Genomic DNA, 25,358 nt, shown 5'->3' on the forward strand with positions numbered 1-25,358 from the left:
CTTAAAGCAACATAAATAGCTTAAAATGAAGATCGCTTATATAGGTACATATCCGCCCAGGGAATGTGGAATTGGGACTTTTACCCAAAACCTTGCCTGTGCAATGACGGCAAAAAATCAGCAAGGCGAAAAAATACATAAACGCCTAATCATTGCTATGAACGATTTTGATGAAACCTACGTCTATCCGCCCGAAGTAAAACTTACTATTCGCCAGGAACAACAAACTGACTACCTGAAAGCTGCAAATTTTATAAACTCGAATGGTGCAGATATTTGTATACTTGAACACGAATTTGGAATTTTTGGAGGAAATGGTGGGGTTTACGTTTTGCCCTTATTACATCACGTAAAAATCCCAATTATAGTTACTTTACATACGATCTTAGAAAATCCTTCTTATACAGAAAAAGCTATTTTAAAGGAAATATGTAAAATGGCAGATAAGGTGGTGGTGATGAGCCAAATGGCAATTTCATTTCTAACCTCTGTTTATGATGTTCCTGATAAAAAAATTGCATTTATAGAACACGGCGTTCCCGATATTGAATTTGACAGAAAACAGTCTAAGTCTGAATTCAAACTGAAAAAGAAGAAAGTTCTCATGACCTTTGGTTTTATTGGTAGAAACAAAGGAATTGAAACCGTTATTAAAGCTTTACCACAAATCATTAAAAATCACCCGGAGATTCTTTATATGGTTTTAGGGAAAACGCATCCCAATGTTTTGCGTAGTGCAGGTGAAGAATACCGCAATTATCTGCAATTGCTCATAAAAAATCTGAAGCTTCAGAATCACGTTTTATTATTGAACGAGTTTATTGATGAAACGGAGTTATTTAGATATTTATCTGCGTGTGATATTTATATAACACCTTATCTCCATGAAGCTCAAATCACCAGTGGTACGCTCACCTATGCTATGGGTTCTGGTTGTGCTGTGGTTTCCACTCCTTATTGGCACGCCGCAGAGTTACTGCAAGATGGTAAAGGCAGACTTTTTAATTTTAACGATTCAAATGATCTGGCCGTTACGCTAAATACCTTATTAGATAATCCTGCTACACTTAAAGCTATTCAAAGAAAAGCCTACAAATATGGCAAAGAGATAAAGTGGCCCAGGATTGGGGAAAAATATTTAGAACTCGCCAAAAGTATTCTAAAAACTCCCAAAAAAGAAAGTATAAAAGAAGAAATAACAATCATAGATCCTTTACTTCTTCCGCCATTTTCATTGGCTCATATCAAAAGATTAACTGATGATACCGGAATAATTCAACATGCGAAATTTGGAATTCCCAATCTTAAAGAAGGCTATTGTCTTGACGATAATGCCCGGGCTTTATTAATGTCTTTAATGGCTTATAACCAGAAAAAAAATCCTTTAGCCCTGGAGTTAATGCCCATTTACCTAAGCTATATTCATTATATGCAGAATGAAGATGGCACCTTCAGGAACTTTCTAAGCTTTAATAGAAATTTTTTAGACATTAAAGGTTCCGAAGATTCCTTTGGAAGAACCATTTGGGCGCTTGGGTATTTAATGGGAAATGCTCCCAACGATGCTTATTATCAAAATGGAAAATTGGTGTTCTTTAATGCGGTTCCAATCTTTGAAAGATTAAACTCAATTAGAAGTATAGCCAATACGATCATCGGGATTTGTTACTACCTGCAAGCTAATCCCGGAGATGAAGAAATGATTACGCACCTAAAAAACCTAAGCTCAAAGTTAGTAAATCAGTATGAAAACAATAGATCTAAAGACTGGCATTGGTTTGAAAATTTACTGGCGTATGATAATGGTATTTTACCATTATCACTGCTTCATGCAACTCAAATTTTAAATGATGAAAAGATAAAATCTATAGCCCTGGAATCTATGGATTTCCTTACTGAGAATACTTTAAAAAACGGATACCTTTCAATAATAGGAAATAATAATTGGTATGTAAAAGGTGAAGAAAGATCAATGTTTGCGCAGCAACCCGTTGATGCTTTGGCTATGGTTCTTATGTACAATCAGGCGTTTCTGTTAACCAAGGATAAAGAATTTTTAAATAAATTATTTCTGTCGTTTATGTGGTTTTTAGGTGAAAACGATTTGCGAATGAGTCTGTATGATTTCGATACCAAAGGCTGCTGCGACGGAATTGAAAAATACGGAGTAAACAGGAATCAGGGGGCAGAGAGTTCGCTCGCTTATTTAATCTCTCACCTTACGGTGCTGCAGGCTTACGAAGAACTTTACCAAACCACAGACTTTAGATCTGCCAACCTTTCAAAAGAAATGGTTAATAACTGATGAAAATTGCAGTTTTGTCACCAATAGCCTGGCGCACGCCACCTGAAAAATACGGCCCCTGGGAACAGGTGGCTTCAAATATTACTGAAGGTTTGGTAGCAAAAGGTTATGATGTTACGCTTTTTGCATCTGGTGATTCTATTACTAAAGCAAAACTGGAATGGATTTGTAAATTACCTTACGAAGTAGATAAAGAAAACGATCCAAAAGTAGTGGAGTGCTTGCACATTAGTCATTTAATGGAACAAGCGCACCAATTTGATATTATTCATAACCATTTCGATTTTCTTCCTCTAAGTTATTCGCGCCTGATTAAAACTCCTATGTTAACTACAATTCACGGGTTTTCTTCTTCAAAAATTCTTCCGGTTTATAAAAAATATAATGCTTCAACTTCATATGTTTCCATTTCTAATTCCAATCGAAACAAGGAGCTGGATTATCTCGCTACTATTTATCATGGCCTGGATCCTAAAAAATTCACCTTCAGAAAAAATAAAGAAAATTACCTGCTTTACTTCGGAAGAATTCACCCCGATAAAGGTGCTCACGCCGCTATTGAAATTGCCCGCAAGGCAGGCTTTCCGCTAAAAATTGCCGGACTTATTCAGAATGAGTCATATTTTAATTCAGAAATAAAACCTTACATAGATAATGAAAATGTTTATTACCTGGGAAATGTTGGCCCTGAAGCACGGGATAAACTACTTGGAAGCGCAAAAGCATTGCTTCATCCCATATTTTTTGAAGAACCTTTTGGATTAAGTGTTCTGGAAGCTATGATGTGTGGCACGCCGGTAATCGCCTTTAATCGAGGAAGTATGCCAGAACTTATTGTAGAAGGAGAAACCGGATTTTTGCCAAAAGATATTTCAGAAGCGGTGTTGGCGATCAAAGCATTAAATAAAATAAAACCTGAAACCTGCAGGAATTATGCGCTGAAAAAATTTAGTCTTGAAACTATGGTCAATGCTTATATTGAAGCTTACACAACTGTGATCAAAAATAAATTGGTTAGATGAAGAGATTTATCTGCGTTTTAAAGCACTAAATAAGTCGGCCAATTTCACCACCGCGTATGTAGAAGAATAATCTGAAACCGCATACGGCAGAATAAGGCTTTGGTTGTGAATTAGCGCCCCGCAGGAGTAAACAACATTGGGAACGTAACCTTCTCTTTCATTTTCCAGAGGCGTAACCAAAGGTTCTTCCAGGCGGCCTATTTCTTTGGTAGGATCGTCAAGATCAAAAAGTGAAGCTCCAATACAATAGCGGCGCATAGGGCCTACGCCGTGGGTGATAATTAACCAGCCTTCGGTGGTATACAATGGCGAACCACAATTGCCAATTTGAGTAAATTCCCAGGGATATTTTGGTTTCTGAAGAAGAATAGGATTTTTCCATAAAGTGCTCCTTTCAGAAAACATAATATAATTGTTTACTCCGTCAATTCTTGCCAGCATCGCATATTTACCTTTTATTTTGGTAGGAAAAAGGGCTAAATTTTTATTTTGAGCCCCGTCGCCATGTAAAGGCATAATCCTAAAGGTATAAAAATCATCGGTAGAGAGAAGCTTTGGCAAAATGGTATGGCCATTATACGCGGTATACGTTGCATATACTTTTATTTGCCCGTCGTCATCAATAAATCTTACAAAACGTGCGTCTTCAATACCACTGCTTTCCGATTCTGAAATTGGAAAAATTACGCGCGCCGAAAGATCGGCATCGTGTTTAAATTCAATATCGTAAAAAGAATCTACAAGCCAGGTTATTTCTTTCAGGGCCCTTCTTCTTTCAGCAATCATATTAGTGTCTTCTAAAATTTTGCTTACTTCCTGTTTTAAGGCATAATACTCAAACCTATCGGGTAATCTATTCATAATAGCTTTTGAAAATTTCTTGGGAATATCCATCTCCCCAAGCCTTTCTATAAAGCGTTTTTTATCATATAGTTTTTTATGCGAAATCTCTGCTTTATCAATATGATTCCCGATTTTCATTAAATGTAAATCATTGTTCTTGTCAAGAATACCCCTTCTAAATACCAATGATGAAATATGGCCTTCTCCAGTTACTCTAAAGGAGATAATCACTCTTTTTTCGCCCTCTTCTAAATAAGTTTGGTCAAAATCTTCAATCATAGAAGGATTGAAAAATGCAGCTGATTCCAGGGCAAATTCCATCGTGCAATAAGAACCTATTAGCAATTTTCTTTCTTCAGAAAGTTCAGCGTAGTTAACCTGCATTGCTTCAATAATATGCCGAATATTAGAACAATGTTTTATAAATATTTTCGAAATATTGCGGTGCCGTCTGGAAAACTCCCTTAGGGTTTGTTCTAAAGTTTGAGTAACCTGAAAATCGCTCATCGCCAAAATCCTTGTAACCAGGTTTTGAGTTCTTTGATCCCCATTCATAAAAAACCTAACCACAACCCGACTGGAATCGGGCATGAACTTGATACCTTTACGTTCTACAGAAACTCTCATAATTGAACTTTTTAGCGGAAGACCTTTTAAAGATATTGGTTAATTGAATACGAATGCCAGTTTAAATCCTAATTTTTAGGCAGGCCATTTCCATTCGTTTCTTTTTAGAAAATTAAGAGGGCGCGTTTTGTTCAAAATGAGTTACAGTTTTTTACGAAGTATTTATATAAGAGAAACTGATTAGAGGTCGAGCTTTAATTTAGTAGAGCTATTGTCAAACGATTTTTTTTTGAACTGGGAAAATTATTATTCCCATTTTAACGATAATTTACACCTGCTTTAAAAAATATCTCTTGCAGTTCTTTTTCTATGGGAAATGGTTTTAAAGGAGGAACATTTGCTCCGCCTGGATTTCCTACAGGGATTTTTCCCACAAAAGATTTTACTCCCCCAAATATTAAACGTGGAATTTGTCCTAAAATCTCTTTTCCATTCTTAATTCGAAATCCAAATTGAAGCATTTTCCAGTGTACATAGGTATGGGCATAAGGATATTTTTGCCCAATTATGTGAGCTCGTTCCAAATGACTCCAGGCACTTTTTAAATTTCCATTTGAGTATTCAAAGCTATAATTTGCAAGCTCAATATTGTAATATGGTTTCAATGTTTCAGGAAGCGAAGTATAAAATTTCATGAAAGTGATTTTTAGATTCATCTTACTACAAGATAATAATTTAGATCCTGAATTATAGATTTGTTGTTGCGTTAATAGTGTTCTAAATTAATTCATTTAGTATTAAAAGAAAAATTCTAATAATTCTACTCAGATATTTTATAAGACCTGATTTTTTATAAAAGAATGGGTGATAAAAATTACTCGTTTGGTAGAAGGTGCTCCCGAATTGTCCTTGATTTTCTTTGAAATTATTCAGTAAAAATATCTGAAAATTGAGTTCTCCGGGGAATATTCTGCTATTTTAGCGTTTTAAACTTTAAAACAACTATCATGAAAGAACTTGTTGAAAACATTCAATCTACTTTTGAAAATTTCCAAACAGAAGCTAATGCGCAGCTGGAATCTGGCAATAAAAGTGCCGGTACAAGAGCTAGAAAATCTTCTTTGGAACTGGAAAAACTCCTAAAAGAGTTTCGTAAAGTTTCAGTAGCCGAATCAAAAAAGTAAAGTTTACAAAAACCTCCTGAAAAGGAGGTTTTTTTTATGTTTTGTATGAGGTTTTGCTATTCTACATTTTTGACGGCCCTTCTTATTAAAACCAAAAATTCCCCTGAAAACCAGTTTCAGAGGAATTAATAAAAATAAAGAAAGTTAGTTTGGGCTAATTTTTAAAAAGCATTTGCAATAATTTGCTCATATAATTCTTGTTTACCGCTTAGTTGTTTTGGTTCTCCGAACTCTTTGGCTATTTTGCTAATTTCTTCCAGAGAAAGATCTCCATTTTCAAATTTGCTCCCGTTACCACTATCAAAAGAAGCGTAACGATCTTTTCTAAGCTTCTTATAGTTGGTGTTTTGCAGTACGTTGTCTGCAGCAATAAGTCCGCGTGCAAAAGCATCCATACCGGCAATATGAGCTATAAATTTATCTTCAAGATCAGTAGAATTTCTTCGAACTTTAGCATCAAAATTGATTCCTCCACCCTGAATTCCTCCTCCTTCAAGGATTACTAACATAGCTTCGGTTATTTCATAAACATCTATTGGAAATTGATCGGTATCCCATCCATTTTGATAATCACCACGGTTAGCATCAATACTACCAAGCATATTTGCATCTACAGCGGTTTGTAATTCGTGCTGAAAAGTATGCCCTGCCAATGTAGCATGGTTCACTTCAATATTGATTTTAAAATCTTTTTCCAATCCGTAATTCTTTAAGAATCCTATGGAAGTAGCAGTATCATAATCGTACTGGTGTTTTGTAGGCTCCATAGGTTTTGGTTCAATAAGGAAATTTCCTTTAAAACCTTGTTTTCTGGCGTAATCACGACAGGTAGTAAGGAATTGTGCCAAGTGATCCTGCTCACGCTTCATATCGGTATTTAAAAGGCTCATATAACCTTCCCGGCCTCCCCAGAATACATAATTCTCACCATTTAAAGCAATGGTCGCATCTATAGCGATTTTTGCCTGTGCACTGGCACGTGCAACAACATTAAAATCGGGGTTAGTAGAAGCTCCGTTCATATAACGGGGATCGCTAAATAGGTTGGAAGTTCCCCACAATAATTTAATCCCGGTTTCTTGTTGTTTTTGTTTAGCATAGTCAACCATAGTTTCCATACGCTTTTCAAATTCAGAAAGCGAAGAACAGTCATCTACAACATCTATATCGTGGAAACAGTAGTAAGGAATTCCAAGTTTTTCAATAAATTCAAATGCAGCATCCATTTTATCTTTGGCGCGATCTATTACATTTTCCTTTTTGTCCCATTCAAAAGTTTCTGTCTCGGCACCAAAAGGATCGCCACCTTTGTTATTAAATGTATGCCAGTAAGCTACCGCAAATCTTAAATGCTCTTTAAGCGTTTTACCGGCTACCATTTTATTTTCATCGTACCATTTGTAGGCTAAAGGGTTTGAACTTTCCCTGCCTTCAAATTTAATTTTATCTATTCCTTTAAAAAATGTGTTGTTACTCATAATTATTATTCTTTAATTTTAATATTCTGTTTCCATTCCTGGTAAATCTCCTGGTACTGCTTACTTAATTTAGCATCAGGCTCCATTCTTTCCAGGCACTTTAAGCTGGTAAAAGCTTCATCAAATTCCTTATAAAAGCCATAGCCTACAGCCGCACCACGGGCAGCACCTTCTGCGCCAGATGTGTTGTAAAGTTCTAAAGTGGTTTGGGTAGTGTTTACGAAAATTTCCCGAAAAACCGGACTTAAGAATAAATTGTCTTTTCCCGCTCTTACCACTTTTCCTTCCACACCAATAGATTGCATTACCTCAAAACCATAATTCATGGCAAAAACAATCCCTTCGCAGGCAGATCTTATAAGATGCGCTGGCTGGTGAATGTTGTAGTTAAGGTTTTCTATGCCTGAATTCACTTCTTTATTACTGAAAATACGCTCTACACCATTTCCAAAAGGATAAAAGCGAAGGCCTTTACTTCCCGGCTCGACTTTAGCAGCTTCTTCATTTAACTTTTCATACGGAATAAGTTCTTCCCTGCCTACCGAAATTATTTTCCGTAACCATTGGTAAAGAATCCCTGAACCGTTGATGCATAAAAGAACTCCGTTGTGTTTAGCCTTTTCGGTATTATTCACGTGAAGAAACGTATTCACCCTGCTTTCAGGGTCAAATGTATTTTCTGCACTCACTGCATACATTACCGCTGAGGTTCCCGCAGTGGTTGCGATGTCTCCCGGTTTTAACGCATTAAGCGAAAATGCATTGTTAGGTTGATCTCCGGCCCTGTAGTTTATTTTAGTTCCAGGGTCAAGTCCTAATTCAGAGGCTATTGCAGCGCTTACTGTAGCCTGGTCTCCAAAACTCGGAACGATTTCCGGGATAAAATCTTCGGAAAGTCCCATTTTGTCTAAAACTTCGGTTGCTAATTTTCCTTTAGAAAAATCCCATAAGGCGGCTTCAGATAAACCTGAAGTACTTATTTGAGGAGTTTCTGAAAGTTTCGCCGCGATATAATCTCCCGGCAACATCATAATAGAAGCCTTTTTGAAGTTTTCGGGTTCGTTTTCTTTAACCCACTTTAACTTAGAAGCGGTGAAATTTCCCGGGCTACCCAGAATCTGATTCTTGCTAATTTCTTCACCAATTGCTTTATAGGCTTCGTGTCCTATTTCTACAGCGCGGCTGTCACACCAAATAATAGAAGGCCTTACCGGGTTTAGCTTGTCGTCGGTTAGAACAAGTCCGTGCATTTGGTATGCAATACCAATTCCTTTAATTTTTTTAAGGTCTACGCCTTTTTTATCTCTAAGAATGCTAAATCCTTTCTTTACATTTTCCCACCAATCTTCTGGATTTTGTTCGGCCCAGCCAAATTGTGGGGCGGCGATCTCCATTTCAAATTCGGGAACTTTAGCTGAAGCTATAGTCGTTCCTTTTTCGGCATCCAGTACCGATAATTTGATGGAAGAACTTCCTAAATCTATTCCTAAAAAATACATACGTTAATTCTTGATTTATTTTATTTTGAAATCCAAATATTTTCCATTTCCTCGAGCGTTTTCTCTTTGGTTTCGGGTACAAATTTCCAAATAAATAAGCCGGAAAGGATCGCCATTATTCCGTAGATCCAGTATGGAAAACCATTGTTAAACATGGCTATCAAATCAGAATTATTATTCATCATTGGGAAGGTCCACGATACCAATAGGTTTGCAAGCCATTGTATGGCTACAGCTACAGCCATAACCCCTTTTATAGAATTTGGGAAAATTTCAGATAATAATACCCAAACTACAGGGCCCCAGGACATAGCGAAGGCAGCGATGTAGAAAAGCATAAACATTAAAGCAGTGACTCCTGTTGTTTCCAGGTAAAGTGCGAAACCAAGGCCAATCATACTTAGCGCCATAACAGCACTCCCAATCATCATTAATTTTTTACGGCCAAATTTGTCTACGGTAGAAATTGCTACTACGGTAAAAATCATATTAATGGCACCTACTATAATGGTTTGTAGCATAGAAGCATCGGTTTCCATACCCATTCCTCTAAAGATTTCGGGGGCGTAATAAAGTACTACGTTTATACCCACAAACTGTTGAAAGATAGATAGGAGTAAACCTATTATAACCACGGTTCCTCCAAAATAAAGCCAGTGGGCCTTTTTCTTGCCAAAAGACTTTTTTATTTCTGCTAACACACCCGGGGCTCTTTCGGGGCCATTTAAATTGGTAAGTACTTTAAGTGCATCTTTTTCATTGCCTTTCATCACCTGGAACCTTGGGGTTTTAGGTACTAACAGTAAAGCAAGAAAGAAAATAGTAGCGGGGATTCCTTCAGATAGGAACATATATCTCCATCCTGTGGTGTTGATCCACATTTCTGCCTGACCCTGAACGATAAAATAATTCACAAAATAAACCACCATCATCCCACTTACAATGGCCAGCTGGTAAAAACTAACCAATTTCCCCCGTATCTTTGGAGGTGCCATTTCAGCTATATATAAAGGAGCAAGCATGCTCGCCAACCCAACTCCCATTCCTCCAATGATTCTATACACAATAAATGCTGAAAGTGAATCTCCAAAGAAGATATTCATAGAATCAGGATAAGCTGAGCCTATCGCTGAAAGTAGAAATAGGGAGGCTGCTACTAATAAGCCATTTCGCCTACCAATTGAATTGGCTACATTGTCTCCCAGGGAAGCTCCAATAATACACCCTACAAGTGCACTACTAACCATAAAACCGAGGATAGAATTCTTTAAATTTTCAGTTAAAACGCCAGGTAGGCTTAAAAACTGAAAGTAATATACAGCACCGCCTATAAGTACAAAAAGCCCAATTATTAGATAGGCTTTTGATTTACTGAAAAATTTGAGAAGAAATGAGCTGAATAAAATTACTAGCGCCAGCACGCAAATACTAATAATTACTTTAAACTGAAAAATAGCAGCTACTGCCAGGTCTTTATCGGTTTCTAATGCTCCAATAAAATAGTTTTCAAGAGCACCCACGGCTCCCGAAATTACTGCAGTATCATACCCAAACAATAAGCCTCCAAGACTTGCTACGATGGTTATTAAAACAATACCATTCTTATTTAATTTTGCCATTTATAGATATCTTATGGTTTATTTGACTACAAGTATAGTTATTTTTTTTTATATTAGCAATTTACAAGCCTTAATTAAAGTAGGATACTAAGAAACAAGGCATAAATTTGTCTATATCTCTATAAAGTTACACATTATATATACTTATGAAAAACCCGTTGCCATTTCTACCCACAAATGATCTTTCTGCAGCAGAAGTTATGAGTTCTATAACTATTGACTGTTGTGTATTTAGTTTTGAAAAGGGATATCTGGAAGTTTTACTGGTTCAACACGGCGAAGGTATTAGTAAAGGTAAATGGGGACTTCCAGGGGGCTGGATTAAAAAAGAAGAGGATATAGATGTGGCAGCCGATAGATTACTTTCGGAATTAACAGGAGTAAAAGATATTTACCTGGAGCAGGTTAGAACCTTTGGAAAGCCAGAACGATTTCCTCTTGGTAGGGTAATTACGATTGGATATTACGCTTTAATTAACAGGGAAGATTTTAATGTAAAAGCCGGTTTTACCGCTTCAGAAGCAAAATGGTACAGGATAAAAGATATTCCTGAGCTTATTTACGATCATAATGAAATTTTGCAGTCAAGTTTAAACCGTTTGCGCGGAAAAGTAAAACGTGCGCCCATAGGCTTTAACCTGCTTCCTGAAAAATTTACCCTGCTCCAGCTGATGCAGTTATATACTGAAATTTTGGATGTTGAAATGGACAAAAGTAATTTCAGAAGAAAATTTTTAAAAATGAAACTTTTGCAAGAAGCTGGAGGTAAGCAAACCGGGGTTTCTCATAGAGCAGCCAAGCTGTATAGGTTTGATGAGGAAATTTACCAAAACCTAACCCGCAAAGGATTTAATTTTGAATTCTAACTAATTATTATCGCTATAATCTAAAAAATTAATATGAGCCTGGATTTAAAAAAGAAATTATTTGTAGTTTTATTCTTTATAAGTGTAGGATTCACATTTGCACAAATTAAGCTACCCCAATTAATAAGTGATAATGTTATCCTTCAAAGAGATACAGAACTTAAACTATGGGGTTGGGTCTCTAATGGAGAGGTGGTGACGCTTCAATTTCAGGGAAAAAATTTCACAGCAAAGGCAAACGGCGATGGCAAATGGGAAATTAAACTTCCCGCGCAAAAAGCAGGAGGCCCATATACTATGACATTTAATGCCTCGAATAAAGTTGAGGTTAAAAATATTTTGTTTGGCGATGTGTATTTATGTTCAGGACAGTCTAATATGGAGTTGCCAATGAGTCGTTTATCTGATACCTATAGCGAGGAAATAAAAAATGCCAATAATTCTAAAATCAGGCAATTTGAAGTGCCCGATGAATACGAATTTACCGGTGAAAGAGATGATTTTTCTTCCGGTTCCTGGAAAGAGGTTAACGGGACAAATATTCTGGAATTTTCTGGAGTAGCTTATTTTTTTGCAAAAGCGATCTTTGAAAAAGAAGCAGTACCTATTGGACTTATTAATTCTGCCCTGGGAGGTTCTCCTGTTTCGGCCTGGATGGATAAGGAATCCTTAAAGGAATTTCCGCAATTTTACGAAGAGCATTTGCAATGGGGAAATCAAACTTTTTTAGATTCAGTAGTCAATTCTGAACAAAAAGCAATTAATAATTGGTATGGAGATTTAGATAAAAAAGATACTGGTTTACAAGAAGAATGGTTTAAGCCTGATGTTGATAAAACTTCGTGGAAAGAAGTTGAAATTCCGGGATGTATTTCAGCAGAAGATAGAAATAATAGCGCGGGAGTGGCCTGGTTTTCAAAAACGGTAAATATTTCTCATTTACCGGAATCTGATACGGTGAAATTACATTTAGGAAGATTGGTAGATATGGATTATGCCTATGTAAACGGAAAACAGGTTGGACATACTGGTTATCAATATCCGCCTAGAAAATATAAGTTCGATGCAAAGCTATTAAAGAAAGAGGAGAATGAAATTGTAGTTCGCCTGGTAAACAATGGCGGGCCTACGGGTTTTATAAAAGATAAACCTTATCATTTAATTGTAGATAAAGATACACTTAATATTTCCGGAACCTGGCAATTTAAGCAGGCAGCAACAATGCCAAATACGCCGGGTCAAACTTTTATCAGGTGGAAATCGGGCGGACTTTATAACGCAATGATTGCTCCTATTACTAATTTTGAACTGAAAGGTGTGTTATGGTATCAGGGGGAATCTGATACCGATGATCCAGATCTTTATGCGGAAACATTTCCGAAGATGATAAAAAGCTGGCGTGAGCATTTTAATGATCCCGACTTACCATTTCTTTTTGTGCAGCTACCAAATTTTATGGAAGAAACCACAGAGCCCCAAGAAAGTAGCTGGGCTAAAATGAGAGAGGTACAACGAAATACGAACCTTAATGTTCCTCATACCGGGATGGCCGTAACTATAGACCTTGGGGAATGGAACGATATTCACCCGTTAAATAAAAGAGACGTGGGGAATAGATTAGCGCTGGAAGCCAGGAAGCTAATTTATAAAGAAGATATTGTTAGTTCTGGTCCTGCTCCTTTAGATTGGAAAATCAAAGATGGAGCTGTTTTGATCAATTTTGATAACCTGAAATCTGGCTGGAAATTTAAAAACGGAAAGAAACCTACCGGTTTTACCATTTCAGAAGATGGCAAAACTTTCTATAAAGCGAAAGCTGAAATACTGGACGATAAAACTTTGAAGATTTATAATAACAAAATTAAAAATCCGGGTGTGGTAAGATACGCCTGGGCTAATAATCCCGGGAATGCCAATCTTTATAACCAGAAAGATTTACCGGCAGTCCCATTTGAAATAGAATTAACTAAAGAAAAATAACTAAAACTAAACTTGAGATGAAATTTTTTATTGATACAGCAAATTTAGATCAGATTAAAGAAGCACAGGATCTGGGCGTTTTAGATGGAGTAACAACCAATCCATCTTTAATGGCAAAAGAAGGTATTACCGGAAAAGATAATATTCTTCAGCATTACCTGGATATTTGTGAAATAGTAGATGGAGATGTTTCTGCAGAAGTTGTAGCCACAGATTTTGATGGAATTGTAAGTGAAGGGGAAGAACTTGCCAAATTACACAAGCAAATTATTGTAAAAGTTCCTATGATTAAGGAAGGCGTAAAAGCCATAAAATACTTTTCAGACAAGGGAATAAAAACCAATTGTACATTGGTATTTTCAGCCGGGCAGGCCTTGCTTGCGGCTAAGGCGGGTGCAACATATGTTTCACCATTCCTGGGTAGACTGGATGATATTTCTACCGATGGATTAAATCTTATAGCAGACATCCGACTTATCTATGATAACTACGGTTTTGAAACTGAAATTCTTGCAGCGTCTATTCGCCATTCTATGCATGTGATTAATTGCGCGAAAATTGGTGCCGATGTAATGACAGGCCCACTATCTTCTATAGATGGATTGTTGAAACACCCGCTTACAGATAGTGGACTTGCGAAATTTTTAGAAGATGCTAAATCATTTAATGTATAAATTATGGATATTAAAAAATTAGAAGATTTTGCTACCCAGGTTCGCCGGGATATTTTAAGGCAGGTTCATAAAGTGAATTCGGGTCACCCCGGAGGTTCACTGGGCTGTACAGAGTTTTTTACCGCTTTGTACCAGGGCGGAATTATGGAACATAAACCCGAGTTTAATATGGACGGAAAAGAAGAAGACCTTTTCTTCCTTTCTAACGGTCATATTTCACCGGTTTTTTACAGTGTTTTAGCCCGTAGCGGTTATTTTCCTGTAGATGAATTAAATACTTTTCGCCTTATAGATTCCAGGTTACAGGGGCACCCAACAACGCACGAAGGCCTGCCGGGAATTCGTGTCGCTTCAGGTTCACTGGGACAGGGAATGTCGGTCGCTCTTGGTGCCGCACAAGCAAAAAAGTTAAATAAAGATAATCACCTGGTATTTTCACTTCACGGAGATGGAGAATTACAGGAAGGTCAAAACTGGGAAGCCATTATGTATGCTGCCGGAAATAAAGTTGATAATATTATTTCAACGGTAGACGTAAACGGCCAGCAGATAGACGGAAGTACAGAAAACGTTTTGCCAATGGGTAATCTAAAAGCCAAATTTGAAGCTTTTGGCTGGGATGTTATGGAGATTGAAGATGGAAATAATATGCAACAAGTCATTGATGGTTTAAATGAAGCTAAAACCCGAACCGGAAAAGGAAAACCGGTTTGTGTACTAATGACTACCATGATGGGGAACGGTGTAGATTTTATGATGCATACCCACGCCTGGCATGGTAAAGCGCCTAACGACGAACAGTTGGAAAACGCACTTTCTCAAAACCCGGAAACTTTAGGAGATTATTAAAAAATAAATTTCCGCCGCAGTTTATCCCGCTTTTTTCGGGACGGAAATGACAAAGAAAATTAGAATGAAAACATATACAGATACAGGAAAAAAAGATACCCGCTCGGGATTTGGAGCGGGACTGACCGAACTTGGCCGAACTAATCCTAATGTAGTAGCACTTTGTGCCGACCTAGTGGGATCGCTTAAAATGCAGGATTTTATAGATGAAAATCCAGAGCGTTTCTTCCAGGTGGGAATTGCTGAAGCCAATATGATGGGAATGTCCGCCGGTCTTACCATTGGCGGAAAAATACCATTTGCCGGGACTTTTGCCAATTTTGCAACCGGAAGGGTTTACGACCAGATTCGTCAGTCTATCGCCTATTCAGGAAAAAACGTTAAGATTTGTGCTTCGCACTCTGGAGTGACTTTGGGAGAAGACGGAGCAACCCACCAGATCCTGGAAGATATAGGTCTTATGAAAATGTTACCGGGAATGACGGTAATTAATACCTGCGATTTTAACCAGACCAAAGCTGCTACTTTAGCGATCGCCGAATACGACGGCCCGGTTTACCTTCGATTTGGAAGGCCAAAAGTGGCCAATTTCACCCCAGAAGATCAGAATTTTGAGATTGGGAAAGCCGTTCAACTTTATGAAGGGGAAGATGTAACCATAATCGCTACAGGACATTTGGTTTGGGAAGCGATACAGGCGGCACAAAAACTTTCAGAAAAAGGGATTAGCGCCGATGTGATTAATATCCACACCATAAAACCTTTAGATGCAGAAGCCATAATCAAATCGGTTAAGAAAACTGGGTGTGTGGTTACTGCAGAAGAACACAACTTTCTTGGCGGACTTGGAGAAAGTGTAGCCCGTACTTTAGCTGAAAACAATCCTGCACCACAAGAATTTGTGGCTACCCAAGATACTTTTGGAGAAAGCGGTACACCAGAACAGCTCTTTGAAAAATACGGTTTAAATTCTGAGTCTATTTTAAAAGCTGCTGAAAAAGTAATTAAAAGGAAATAATTAAGGCCACGAATTAAAAAAGGCTATCTGGAAAATCTAATTTCGTAAAGCTGAACCTGTTTCAGAATAACGGATTAAAAATTTTTCAGATAGCCTTTCTTATTTTTAAATTTGAACCGGAACTAATTGGGCTGAACTATTTATTTCCTGAGAAATCTAAGGTTTTATTCTTCTGCACTAAAAGCTCAATCTCGAGTTCTTTTTGAAAGTTTATCTTTTCATTAATTAAGATCAAATTATTTACAAGGTATTTTTCAAAAGGAATAAATACTTCAATTCTTCATTTTTACTTTAGACCCGAACATTCTTTAGGGCTATTCTTATGACAAGACTTTATGCATAGTTCCTTCTCTTATTATAATTTAAGCTAGGTAATTGAAATCGTGGTTTTCACTAACCTATAACGATTTTCAAATAAAAACCTGGTGAATCTAATTTCACTCGATATCGAGAGGTAAATGTTCCGAGGCTTGCTTCCAAAATCAAAATATATTTCTCAATAATACTTCTGCTTCTTAAAGCTTTCCCGGGTAGTTTGCCTTTTGGAATCTTCTAAAATTTATTGATTCATTTAGTATAATTCACCTTGATTTTCTCAGAAAAATAAATAATGATAGCTCAAGTTGAGAATGACCGGTTTTTTGTCTCAAAATTATTTGAAAAACGGGGATTTTTAAACTAATTATTACCGGCTGAACACATATTTATGCCTTAAATCGCTATTTAAATGTAAAATTAACATTTCACAAAGCAGAGCCTAATAAGTGACTTCTAAATTGCTTGGATTTGTAGGTTTTATAGGGTTTAAGACCATTAAGGTGTCCTGAAATATGTCCTATTTTAACCGTATTTACATTGATTTTACCATTTTTTTATCCGCATGTAACATACCGTAAAGTATTTGTAACACCACAATTATTGATAAGCTGAATTAACAGATATATTTGATTCAGATTTTTAAGGAATAATTCACAATTAAGTCTATCTGAAATTATCAAAACCTTAAAATAGGCTGATTTTTAATTCTACGTTAACAAAATGCGATAATACTTCTTAAAACTATATTAAACATTAAAAAGGTGTATATCTGTTCATTTACAAACTATTTAATAACCCTTTAAACAAGAATATGACAAATTATTATCTAGCGGAAACGATGCTTCAAAGTAACCATTTTCAAACGGAGGTTTTATGCTCCAGGAAAGATCCCGGAAGTGTCACTTTTTTTATTCCTAAATACTAAAACGTTATCGAATATGAATAGCAAGCCAATTGAAATGATTTCGAGTCATTTTAATAGAGTTTAAAACATTTTTAATATGAAAATAAATTTACTAAATCTTCCTTACCTAACTAGAGCAATGGTTTTTGGGCTATTGATTCAACTTCTGTTTTCTTCTTCGGTTTATGCTAATGATAATAAGCCAAAAAGTGGGAGTGAGCAACAAACTATTAGGGGAACGGTTACTTCATCAGAAGATAATCTTGGAATACCTGGGGTGAATATTCTTGTAAAGGAAATTCCTAATCGTGGTGCTGTTACCGATATGGAAGGAAATTATACCATTGAGGCCCCGGCTGATGCTACTTTGGTTTTCAGCTTTATAGGCTATAAAACCATTGAAAGAAAAGTTAATGATCAATCGGAAATTGATGTGATCATGGATCCAGATCAGGATGCATTAGATGAAGTTGTAATTGTTGGTTATGGAGAACAAAAAAGAGAGACTGTTGTTGCTTCTATCGCCGAAGTTAGTGGTGAGGTATTAGAAAGAGCAGGTGGGGTAACAAATATTGGTGCAGCCTTAACAGGAAATGTACCCGGGGTTATTACCAGTGCCAGTACAGGCATGCCTGGTGAAGAGGATCCCAGAATTTTAATTCGTGGGCAGAGTACATGGAACGATTCTTCTCCACTTATTCTGGTAGACGGAGTAGAGAGGCCTATGTCTAGTGTGGCAATAAGCTCGGTAGAATCAATTTCAGTCTTAAAAGATGCTTCTGCAACAGCTGTTTATGGAGTTAGAGGGGCTAACGGGGTTATTCTTGTGACTACAAAAAGAGGTGAAAAAGGTGAAGCAATAATAAGAGCAAGAGTAAATACTACCATGAAAAGGCCATCTAAATTACCGGGTAAGTATGATGCTTTAAGGGTTCGGAACGAGGCAATTGAGAATGAACTGGGTTTAAACCCAAGTGCCTGGAACGATTATATGCCATTAGATATCATTGATAAATACAGAAATCCGGCAGACCTGGCAGAAAGGGAGCGATATCCAAATGTAGACTGGGCAAATACGCTTTTTCGTGATTACACAATGTCTTATAACGCAAACGTAAATGTAAGTGGAGGAACCGATTTTGTAAAGTATTTCACCACTGCAGATTTCCTTAGAGAAGGGGATTTAATGAAGCAGTACGATAATAACAGAGGCTATGAGCCGGGGTATGGATTTAATAGGTTAAATGTAAGAGGTAATCTAGATTTTCAAATTACTCCTTCAACCTTATTCCAGGTAAACCTAGCCGGTTCGCACGGTGTGAAGAAAAGTCCGTGGGGAGCTACCGGAGATGAGTACAGCATGTGGGTGGCAGCTTATAGTACTGCGCCAGATGTTTTTCTTCCAAGATATTCAGATGGAGCCTGGGGCTATTATGCGCCAAATGAAGGTGCGGCTACCAACTCGGTGAGAGTTTTGGGAATAAGCGGAATTCAGTATATGACTACTACCCGTTTAACTACAAATTTCACTTTAGACCAGGATCTTGATATGATTTTAGATGGGCTTAATTTTAACGGTACCATTGCATTAGACAATACTTTTGTTGAAGCAGATCGTGGAATTAATGATTTGTATAATGATACACAGGAAAAATGGATAGACCCAGAGACAGGTACTGTTCTATACCAGCAGGCGTATGATCCCAATAGCCGTTTTGATTTTCAGGAAGGTGTAAAATGGTCTACAAGTCCCGGTGCTGTACAGGATTGGTCTTCACATAGAAAATTATTCTACCAGTTACAACTTCGCTATGCCAAGAATTTTGACGGCCGTCACGATGTTTCTGTAATGGGACTTATGAATAGAAATGAAAATGCAACCGGAAGTCAGATACCACGATATAGGGAAGATTGGGTTTTTAGAACTACTTATACCTTAGATAATAAGTACACTTTTGAATATAATGGTGCCTATAACGGTTCTGAAAAATTTAGTCCTGAAAACCGATTTGCTTTCTTTTCTTCTGGAGGTGTAGGCTGGATTTTATCCCGGGAAAGTTTCCTTGATTCTGCTTCATTCTTAGATATGCTGAAGCTTAGAGGTAATTACGGTGAAATTGGAGATGATAATGTAGCAGGAAGATTTCTATACATGACACAGTGGGGCTATAATGGCCAGTCCAGGATGGGGGTAACCGGCGAAGCGGCCGAGCAAAGTCCGTATACCTGGTATTCAGAAGAATCTGTAGGAAACCCAGATGTTTCCTGGGAGAAGGTTAAGAAAACCAATATAGGAGTTGATTTTGGATTCTTTGATGGATTTATTGAAGGTAGCTTCGACTATTTTATAGATGAAAGAACCGATATTTTAATTAATGGAGGGGATAGAGCCATACCGTCATATTTTGGTACCGAAGCACCAGTTGCAAACCTGGGACATGTGAGAAATGAAGGTTACGAATTTGATATTGATTTAAGCTACAGGTTTGAAAATGGCTTGAGATTATGGTCAAATTTCAATATGACTCATTCTCAAAATGAAGTTATAGATGCAGATGACCCTTCATTGTTACCAGCCTATCAACAAAACGCAGGTTTGCAAATTGGGCAGGCATATTCACACGTTACTCCGGGTTATTACAATACCTGGGATGATCTTTATGCAAGTACCATTCACAATGCTAACGATAACCAAAAATTACCGGGTAACTATCATATTACAGATTTTAACGGAGATGGAGTAATAGATGCTTACGATAATATTCCATTTGGTTTTACCGGTAATCCTCAAAATACCTATAACGCTACTTTTGGATTTGACTGGAAAGGTTTTAGCAGTTACGTACAGTTTTACGGTGTAAATAATGTAACCCGCCAGGTGGTTTTAGGAAGTTTAAGTAGTCAAAATCACGTGGTTTATGAAGAAGGAAGTTACTGGTCTAAAGATAACTTTAATGCAGATTCACCCGTGCCAAGATGGCTTACTACGCCAAGTGGATATAATGATGCCAATAGGTATATGTTTGATGGTTCTTACTTAAGACTTAAAAATGCAGAAATAGCCTATACTTTCGATGCTGGCTCTAGTTTGGTAGATAAGTTAGGAGTAAAAAACCTAAGGGTTTTCCTAAATGGAAATAACCTCTTCTTATGGTCTGATATGCCAGATGACAGGGAATCGAATTTTGCTGGAACGGGTTGGGCTTCCCAGGGAGCTTATCCAACCGTAAGTAGATACAACTTAGGGGTAAATATTACTTTTTAAAATAGCTTGTTATGAAAAATTATATAAAAAACATTATAAAGTTTAGTCTGGCAATCATTGCTTTAGTTTTCATATCATCTTGTGAAGATTACTTAGACAGGGAAGATGAATCTATAGTTTCTGAAGAAGAAGCTTTTAAGAATTTCACCAATTTTCAGGGTTATACTGAAGAATTATATCACTGTATTCCAAATTTCACCAATGCATACTGGACCAACTCCTGGAATTGGGGTGATGATGAGATTGAATCTACCGCCAGAGATTTTCACTTTATCAATAAAATTGAAAATGGAAACTTTTGGGGCTGGCAACACGAGTTTGACGGTTGGGATGCGGGTTGGATGAACAGGAACGATGCATCTACGAATGACCCTAATGATGAGCGTATGAGTAAAGATTTATGGACATTAGGCTGGTATGGAATTAGAAAAGCCAATTTAGGCCTTGCAAATATGGACCGGCTTACAGATGCTACCCAGGAAGAAAAAGACTTAATTAGAGGGCAGTTATTGTTCTTTCGAGGATGGTTTCATTTCCAATTTATCCAATATTTTGGAGGATTGCCGTATATAAATGAAGTATTACCAAGTGATGAACAACTTCAATTACCTCGCTTAAGTTACCACGAGGCTGCTGAACTTGCTGCCCAGGATTTTCGAGCTGCCGCAGATTTGCTTCCTGTAGATTGGGACGAAACAGATGCCGGAAGTGCAACATTGGGAAAAAATCAATTGCGTATCAATAAAATAATGGCGCTTGGTTATTTAGGGAAGAATTATCTTTGGGCTGCAAGTCCACTAATGAACCAAGAATCTACCGGAAGTGCAACATATAATACCTCTTACGCACAGAAATCAGCTGAGGCTTTTGCTGAATTACTTAATCTAACCGAATCTGTCGAAGCAGATTATTCTTTAGTACCATTTTCAGATTATCATCTAAACTTTTATACTTCAGGCCAAAACTGGCAGATTCCGGGTAGTACCGAGGCTATTTTTAGAGGCCCTTATTTTGGAGCGCATGGGTCTACTTATGGTACTGCAAAACAATATCAACCTTCCCCAATTTTAACCGATGGAGATGTGAAATTCCTTCCTACGGCTAATTATGTAGATTTCTACGGGATGGCCAACGGATTGCCAATTGACGATATCACCCAACCCGATCCGGAGTCTGGTTATGATCCTGAATATCCCTGGAAAGACCGTGATCCAAGATTTTATAATGACATTGTTTATGATGGGGTTCGTACCGTGCAGGGTTCTATGCCAGCTGATGAAGAGTTTAACCGTTACGCCAATCTATTTACCGACGGGAGTTATAGAAATATAAGAACTGGTAGTAGAACAGGATATATGCTTTACAAGTTTATCCCAATGACTGCCAATAAATATGATGAGGGTTACGGTTATGGAAACAGCTTAAATATCCATTTACCTTGGATGCGACTTTCAGATGTATATCTAATGTATGCTGAAGCTGCTGCCCAGGCTTATGGATCGCCTACAGGCCAGGTTTCTGGCTATAGTAAAACAGCTGTAGATGCTATTAATTTTGTAAGAGACAGAGCCGGTGTTGGTCACGTTGCAGATGAATATTTAGGATCTCTAGACGCTTTTATGACCGAAATGCGCAGGGAGCGTGCAGTAGAGCTGGCTTTTGAAAGACACAGGTTTAATGATTTAAGACGTTGGTTATTACTAACCGAGAGTCCATATACTTTAAAGAAATCTGTAGAATTTGATCGTGCTGGAGAACTTAATACCGATGATCCTTCACAAAACCGGGTTCTTAATTTAAGGGAAGAAATTATTCTGGAAAGAAACTTTAGTAGCAAGCATTACTGGCTACCCTTAAAAAATGTGGACGTAAATATGTATTTGGAATTTAGTCAAAATCCTGGCTGGTAACCACATTGTGTTCAATTTAAACATATAGAGAATGAATATTATAAAATTTAAAGTAGTTTTTTGTGCACTAATTGCCTTGATACCTTTTATAGGGATCGCACAAACATCTGAAGATATTGATGTTGAAGCCATCGTAAGAGGTAAAGAAGGAAAGCCTTTAGTGGGCGCTACCGTTAGGGCAGAATCCGGTGACGCTGTGGTTACAGATTCCATAGGGAGTTTCTCAATCTCGGCCGGCATGTATTCTAGTTTAGCTGTAGAAGCTGGGGAGTATGAACCGAAGACAGTGGTAGTTACCCCGTTTTTGGATAATATAAGCCTTAATCCTGCTGAAGGTTACGAAGATGTAAATGTTGCATTTCGTAAAGTAGAAAAGAGAAATTTAATAAGTGGTGTCTCTGTGGTAAATCTGGAGGAATTAATGGAGAAGAATTATAATACAGGTACCCTGGAAAATATGGAAGGTTTTGCCAATGGTTTCCACGGAAATATTTGGGGAATGGACCAGTATTTAGTGCTTATAGACGGGATTCCTCGAGATGCAAGTAGCATAATGCCTACAGAAATAGATCAAATTAGTTTCTTGAAAGGTGTTTCGGCAGTTGCTCTTTATGGTAGTAGAGCTGCAAAAGGTGTAGTGCAAATTACCACTAAAAGAGGAAAGATACAGAAGCAGGAAATTGATGTTAGGGTAAATGCAGGAATGTATGTTCCAAAAAGTTATCCAAAATATCTTGGCTCTGCAGAATATATGAGCCTTTATAATGAAGCAAGGGCAAACGATGGTTTAAGTCAGCGTTATGATGATGAAACTATTTACAACTATGCTGTTGGTGATAACCCATACAGGTACCCCGATGTAAACTATTATTCTTCAGATTATTTGCAGGAAACTTACAACAGGTATGATGCCACCGCACAAATTGCTGGAGGTAATGAAACCGCCCAATATTATACCAACCTGGGCTTTTATTCCGCAGGTTCACTACTAAATTTTGGAGAAGCTGAAAATAACAGAACCCAGAGATTTAATATTCGTGGTAATGTAGATATTGATATAACCGAAACCTTATATGCTACGGTAAATGCATCAGCTGTATATTACAACGGTTGGGGAGTAAATACAGATTACTGGGGAGGTGCTGCCAGTTTAAGACCAAACCGATTTTCGCCATTAATTCCTACAAGTATGATTGAGGAAAGCGATGAGAATTCTATGCAATTTGTAAACAATAGCAATCTTATAGATGGACAATATCTTTTAGGAGGAACTCAGCTAGACCAGACCAATCCTTTTGCCGCAATTTATTCCGGGGGAAGTAATAATTTTACCAGTAGACAATTTCAATTTAATACCGGGATTGGCGCAGATTTAGGAAATCTGGTCGAGGGATTGAGTTTTCATTCAAATTTTGGAGTAGATTATTCCACTTCTTACAACCAGTCATATAATAATGAGTACGCTGTATACGAGCCAAGCTGGACAAATTATGATGGGGGAGATTTAATTGCAGGTTTAACTCAATATGGTCAGGATGCCAGGTCTGGAGTACAAAATATAACCGATAGCTGGTATAGACAAACAATTTCGTTTTCAGGTCAATTTAATTACGAGACCAAAATAGAGGAAGATCATAATGTTTCAGCGATGCTTATCGCCAACGGATTTCAACAATCTATTTCAGAAGAATATCACCGTACCAGTAATGCCAATTTAGGCCTTTACCTGGGTTATGATTATTTAGATAAATATTTTGTGAATTTTAGTGGAGCCCTGGTACATTCAGCAAAATTACCGGAAGGGAACCGTCAGGCTTTTTCTCCAACCTTTACTTTAGGATGGCGCTTAAGCGAAGAAAATTTCCTTCAGAATTCAACGGTATTTGATGAGTTGAAACTTACCGCTTCCGCAGGTATTTTACATACCGATATTGATATACAGGATTACTATTTATATGAAAGTATTTATACCCAAACCGATGGGGCCTGGTTTAACTGGAGGGATGGTGCTTTAAGCCGCTCTACAGATTCCAGAAGAGGGCAGAACGATGATCTAACTTTTTCCAAAAGAGAAGAAATAAATTTGGGAGTAGAAGCATCTTTATTTGATAATCTTTTCCAAGTTCAGGGTTCTGTTTTTGCTAATAGAATGACAGGCGGTATTGTACAGGCTTCTGTATTATATCCTAATTATTTTGAAACTGGATGGCCAAACTCTTCTTTTATTCCTTATGTGAATTATAATGATGACCAACGGCTTGGGTTTGATTTTAGAGCAGATTGGAATCAGCAATTCGGAGAACTGAAAACTACACTTGGAGTGGTTGGTACTTATTATGAAACCAAAGCCACGAAGCGGGCCGAAATGTTTGAAGATGAATACCAAAACAGGAAAGACAATCCCTTAGACGCTATTTGGGGTCTTGAAAGCGATGGACTTTTTACAAGTGCTAACGAAATTGAGAATTCACCTTCCCAAAGTTTTGGGCAGGTAGCCCCGGGAGATATTAAATATATAGACCAAAATGGCGATGGGGTAATAGATAACCAGGACGAAGTCTATCTTGGTAAAGGTGGCTGGTTTGGTTCACCACTAACCTTAGGTGTGAATTTTACTGCTGAATGGAAAGATTTCACCTTTTTCGCTCTGGGAATTGGACGATTTGGAGCTCACGCTATGAAAAATAGTTCTTATTTCTGGATGGCTGGAGAAGATAAATATTCAATTGTAGCTCGTGATCGCTGGACGCCAGAGACAAGTGAAACTGCCACTTATCCCAGGTTAACTACCACTAATAGTAATAATAACTTTAGAAATTCAGATTTCTGGCTTTATAGTACAGATCGTTTTGACCTGGCAAAAGTTCAAATATCATATAATTTACCTAAAGAATTATTTGCCCAATCTTTTGTACAGGAATTAGGGGTATATGTAAATGGGGCTAATTTATTAACCGTCTCCCCAGAACGTGATATTTTAGAGTTGAGTGTAGGAAGCGCGCCTCAGAACAGATTTTATAACCTGGGCGTAAAAGCAATATTTTAAAAATTTAAATA

At 37.4% G+C, this 25,358-nt stretch carries 16 protein-coding genes; 11 read left to right on the top strand and 5 right to left on the bottom strand.

Annotated features, from left to right (window positions below; genetic code table 11):
• Positions 1-25: 25 nt before the first annotated feature.
• On the top strand, positions 26-2,305 hold the full coding sequence (locus B5488_RS13945; RefSeq protein ID WP_079735823.1) for a glycosyltransferase family 4 protein: 2,280 nt from the start codon (positions 26-28) through the stop codon (positions 2,303-2,305).
• Complete coding sequence (locus tag B5488_RS13950; RefSeq protein WP_079735824.1) at positions 2,305-3,327, top strand: glycosyltransferase family 4 protein; 1,023 nt, start codon at positions 2,305-2,307, stop codon at positions 3,325-3,327. Before B5488_RS13945 ends, B5488_RS13950 begins: the two co-directional genes overlap by 1 nt.
• Positions 3,328-3,333: 6 nt before the next feature.
• Here the strand turns inward: B5488_RS13950 and B5488_RS13955 are convergent, their stop codons facing one another.
• The gene (locus B5488_RS13955; protein ID WP_079735825.1) at positions 3,334-4,797 is read right to left on the bottom strand and encodes a glycoside hydrolase family 130 protein; all 1,464 of its coding nucleotides are present in this window, start codon (positions 4,795-4,797) and stop codon (positions 3,334-3,336) included.
• Between the two features lie 257 nt (positions 4,798-5,054).
• Positions 5,055-5,432, bottom strand: coding sequence for a DUF3703 domain-containing protein (locus tag B5488_RS13960; RefSeq protein WP_079735826.1), 378 nt, complete (start codon positions 5,430-5,432; stop codon positions 5,055-5,057).
• A gap of 312 nt (positions 5,433-5,744) precedes the next feature.
• Here B5488_RS13960 and B5488_RS13965 point away from each other — a divergent pair, with 312 nt between their 5' ends.
• On the top strand, positions 5,745-5,921 hold the full coding sequence (locus B5488_RS13965; protein WP_075325781.1) for a histone H1: 177 nt from the start codon (positions 5,745-5,747) through the stop codon (positions 5,919-5,921).
• Between the two features lie 161 nt (positions 5,922-6,082).
• Here the strand turns inward: B5488_RS13965 and xylA are convergent, their stop codons facing one another.
• The 3 genes from xylA to B5488_RS13980 are packed head-to-tail and all read right to left on the bottom strand — an operon-like array spanning position 6,083 to position 10,517.
• Positions 6,083-7,399: a xylose isomerase gene (gene xylA / locus B5488_RS13970; protein ID WP_079735827.1), complete on the bottom strand. Its 1,317-nt coding sequence runs from the start codon at positions 7,397-7,399 to the stop codon at positions 6,083-6,085.
• Positions 7,400-7,404: 5 nt separating this feature from the next.
• Positions 7,405-8,898 (bottom strand): xylulokinase, encoded by a 1,494-nt coding sequence (locus B5488_RS13975; RefSeq protein ID WP_079735828.1) that lies wholly within the window; start codon positions 8,896-8,898, stop codon positions 7,405-7,407.
• Positions 8,899-8,918: 20 nt separating this feature from the next.
• A complete protein-coding gene (locus B5488_RS13980) occupies positions 8,919-10,517 on the bottom strand; it encodes a sugar porter family MFS transporter (protein ID WP_079735829.1) in 1,599 nt (532 codons plus the stop codon).
• 146 nt (positions 10,518-10,663) lie between these two features.
• On the opposite strand from B5488_RS13980, the gene B5488_RS13985 reads away from it, so the two are divergent.
• From B5488_RS13985 to B5488_RS14020, 8 genes are all read left to right on the top strand, one after another.
• Positions 10,664-11,383, top strand: coding sequence for an NUDIX hydrolase (locus B5488_RS13985; protein WP_079735830.1), 720 nt, complete (start codon positions 10,664-10,666; stop codon positions 11,381-11,383).
• A 33-nt stretch (positions 11,384-11,416) separates the two neighbouring features.
• Positions 11,417-13,363, top strand: a complete 1,947-nt coding sequence (locus B5488_RS13990) for a sialate O-acetylesterase (RefSeq protein ID WP_079735831.1) — start codon at positions 11,417-11,419, stop codon at positions 13,361-13,363.
• A 17-nt stretch (positions 13,364-13,380) separates the two neighbouring features.
• On the top strand, positions 13,381-14,037 hold the full coding sequence (gene fsa / locus B5488_RS13995) for a fructose-6-phosphate aldolase (RefSeq protein WP_079735832.1): 657 nt from the start codon (positions 13,381-13,383) through the stop codon (positions 14,035-14,037).
• A gap of 3 nt (positions 14,038-14,040) precedes the next feature.
• On the top strand, positions 14,041-14,886 hold the full coding sequence (locus tag B5488_RS14000) for a transketolase (RefSeq protein WP_407690207.1): 846 nt from the start codon (positions 14,041-14,043) through the stop codon (positions 14,884-14,886).
• 64 nt (positions 14,887-14,950) lie between these two features.
• Complete coding sequence (locus tag B5488_RS14005) at positions 14,951-15,904, top strand: transketolase family protein (RefSeq protein WP_079735834.1); 954 nt, start codon at positions 14,951-14,953, stop codon at positions 15,902-15,904.
• Between the two features lie 1,319 nt (positions 15,905-17,223).
• On the top strand, positions 17,224-20,391 hold the full coding sequence (locus B5488_RS14010) for a SusC/RagA family TonB-linked outer membrane protein (protein WP_079735835.1): 3,168 nt from the start codon (positions 17,224-17,226) through the stop codon (positions 20,389-20,391).
• Positions 20,392-20,402: 11 nt separating this feature from the next.
• Entirely contained in the window at positions 20,403-22,301 is a 1,899-nt protein-coding gene (locus tag B5488_RS14015) for a RagB/SusD family nutrient uptake outer membrane protein (protein WP_079735836.1), read from the top strand.
• A gap of 31 nt (positions 22,302-22,332) precedes the next feature.
• Positions 22,333-25,347 carry a SusC/RagA family TonB-linked outer membrane protein gene (locus B5488_RS14020; protein WP_079735837.1) on the top strand — a complete coding sequence of 1,005 codons (3,015 nt, stop codon included), beginning with the start codon at positions 22,333-22,335 and terminating at the stop codon, positions 25,345-25,347.
• Positions 25,348-25,358 lie beyond the last annotated feature (11 nt).

The organism is Salegentibacter salegens (genome assembly GCF_900142975.1).
In the GTDB taxonomy this organism is placed as follows: Bacteria; Bacteroidota; Bacteroidia; order Flavobacteriales; family Flavobacteriaceae; genus Salegentibacter; species Salegentibacter salegens.

Bases quoted from the DNA above. Each gene is read 5' to 3' on its own strand.
- B5488_RS13945 (WP_079735823.1), top strand. From the start codon at position 26: ATGAAGATCGCTTATATAGGTACATATCCGCCCAGGGAATGTGGAATT.
- B5488_RS13950 (WP_079735824.1), top strand. From the start codon at position 2,305: ATGAAAATTGCAGTTTTGTCACCAATAGCCTGGCGCACGCCACCTGAA.
- B5488_RS13955 (WP_079735825.1), bottom strand. From the start codon at position 4,797: ATGAGAGTTTCTGTAGAACGTAAAGGTATCAAGTTCATGCCCGATTCC.
- B5488_RS13960 (WP_079735826.1), bottom strand. From the start codon at position 5,432: ATGAAATTTTATACTTCGCTTCCTGAAACATTGAAACCATATTACAAT.
- B5488_RS13965 (WP_075325781.1), top strand. From the start codon at position 5,745: ATGAAAGAACTTGTTGAAAACATTCAATCTACTTTTGAAAATTTCCAA.
- xylA (WP_079735827.1), bottom strand. From the start codon at position 7,399: ATGAGTAACAACACATTTTTTAAAGGAATAGATAAAATTAAATTTGAA.
- B5488_RS13975 (WP_079735828.1), bottom strand. From the start codon at position 8,898: ATGTATTTTTTAGGAATAGATTTAGGAAGTTCTTCCATCAAATTATCG.
- B5488_RS13980 (WP_079735829.1), bottom strand. From the start codon at position 10,517: ATGGCAAAATTAAATAAGAATGGTATTGTTTTAATAACCATCGTAGCA.
- B5488_RS13985 (WP_079735830.1), top strand. From the start codon at position 10,664: ATGAAAAACCCGTTGCCATTTCTACCCACAAATGATCTTTCTGCAGCA.
- B5488_RS13990 (WP_079735831.1), top strand. From the start codon at position 11,417: ATGAGCCTGGATTTAAAAAAGAAATTATTTGTAGTTTTATTCTTTATA.
- fsa (WP_079735832.1), top strand. From the start codon at position 13,381: ATGAAATTTTTTATTGATACAGCAAATTTAGATCAGATTAAAGAAGCA.
- B5488_RS14000 (WP_407690207.1), top strand. From the start codon at position 14,041: ATGGATATTAAAAAATTAGAAGATTTTGCTACCCAGGTTCGCCGGGAT.
- B5488_RS14005 (WP_079735834.1), top strand. From the start codon at position 14,951: ATGAAAACATATACAGATACAGGAAAAAAAGATACCCGCTCGGGATTT.
- B5488_RS14010 (WP_079735835.1), top strand. From the start codon at position 17,224: ATGAAAATAAATTTACTAAATCTTCCTTACCTAACTAGAGCAATGGTT.
- B5488_RS14015 (WP_079735836.1), top strand. From the start codon at position 20,403: ATGAAAAATTATATAAAAAACATTATAAAGTTTAGTCTGGCAATCATT.
- B5488_RS14020 (WP_079735837.1), top strand. From the start codon at position 22,333: ATGAATATTATAAAATTTAAAGTAGTTTTTTGTGCACTAATTGCCTTG.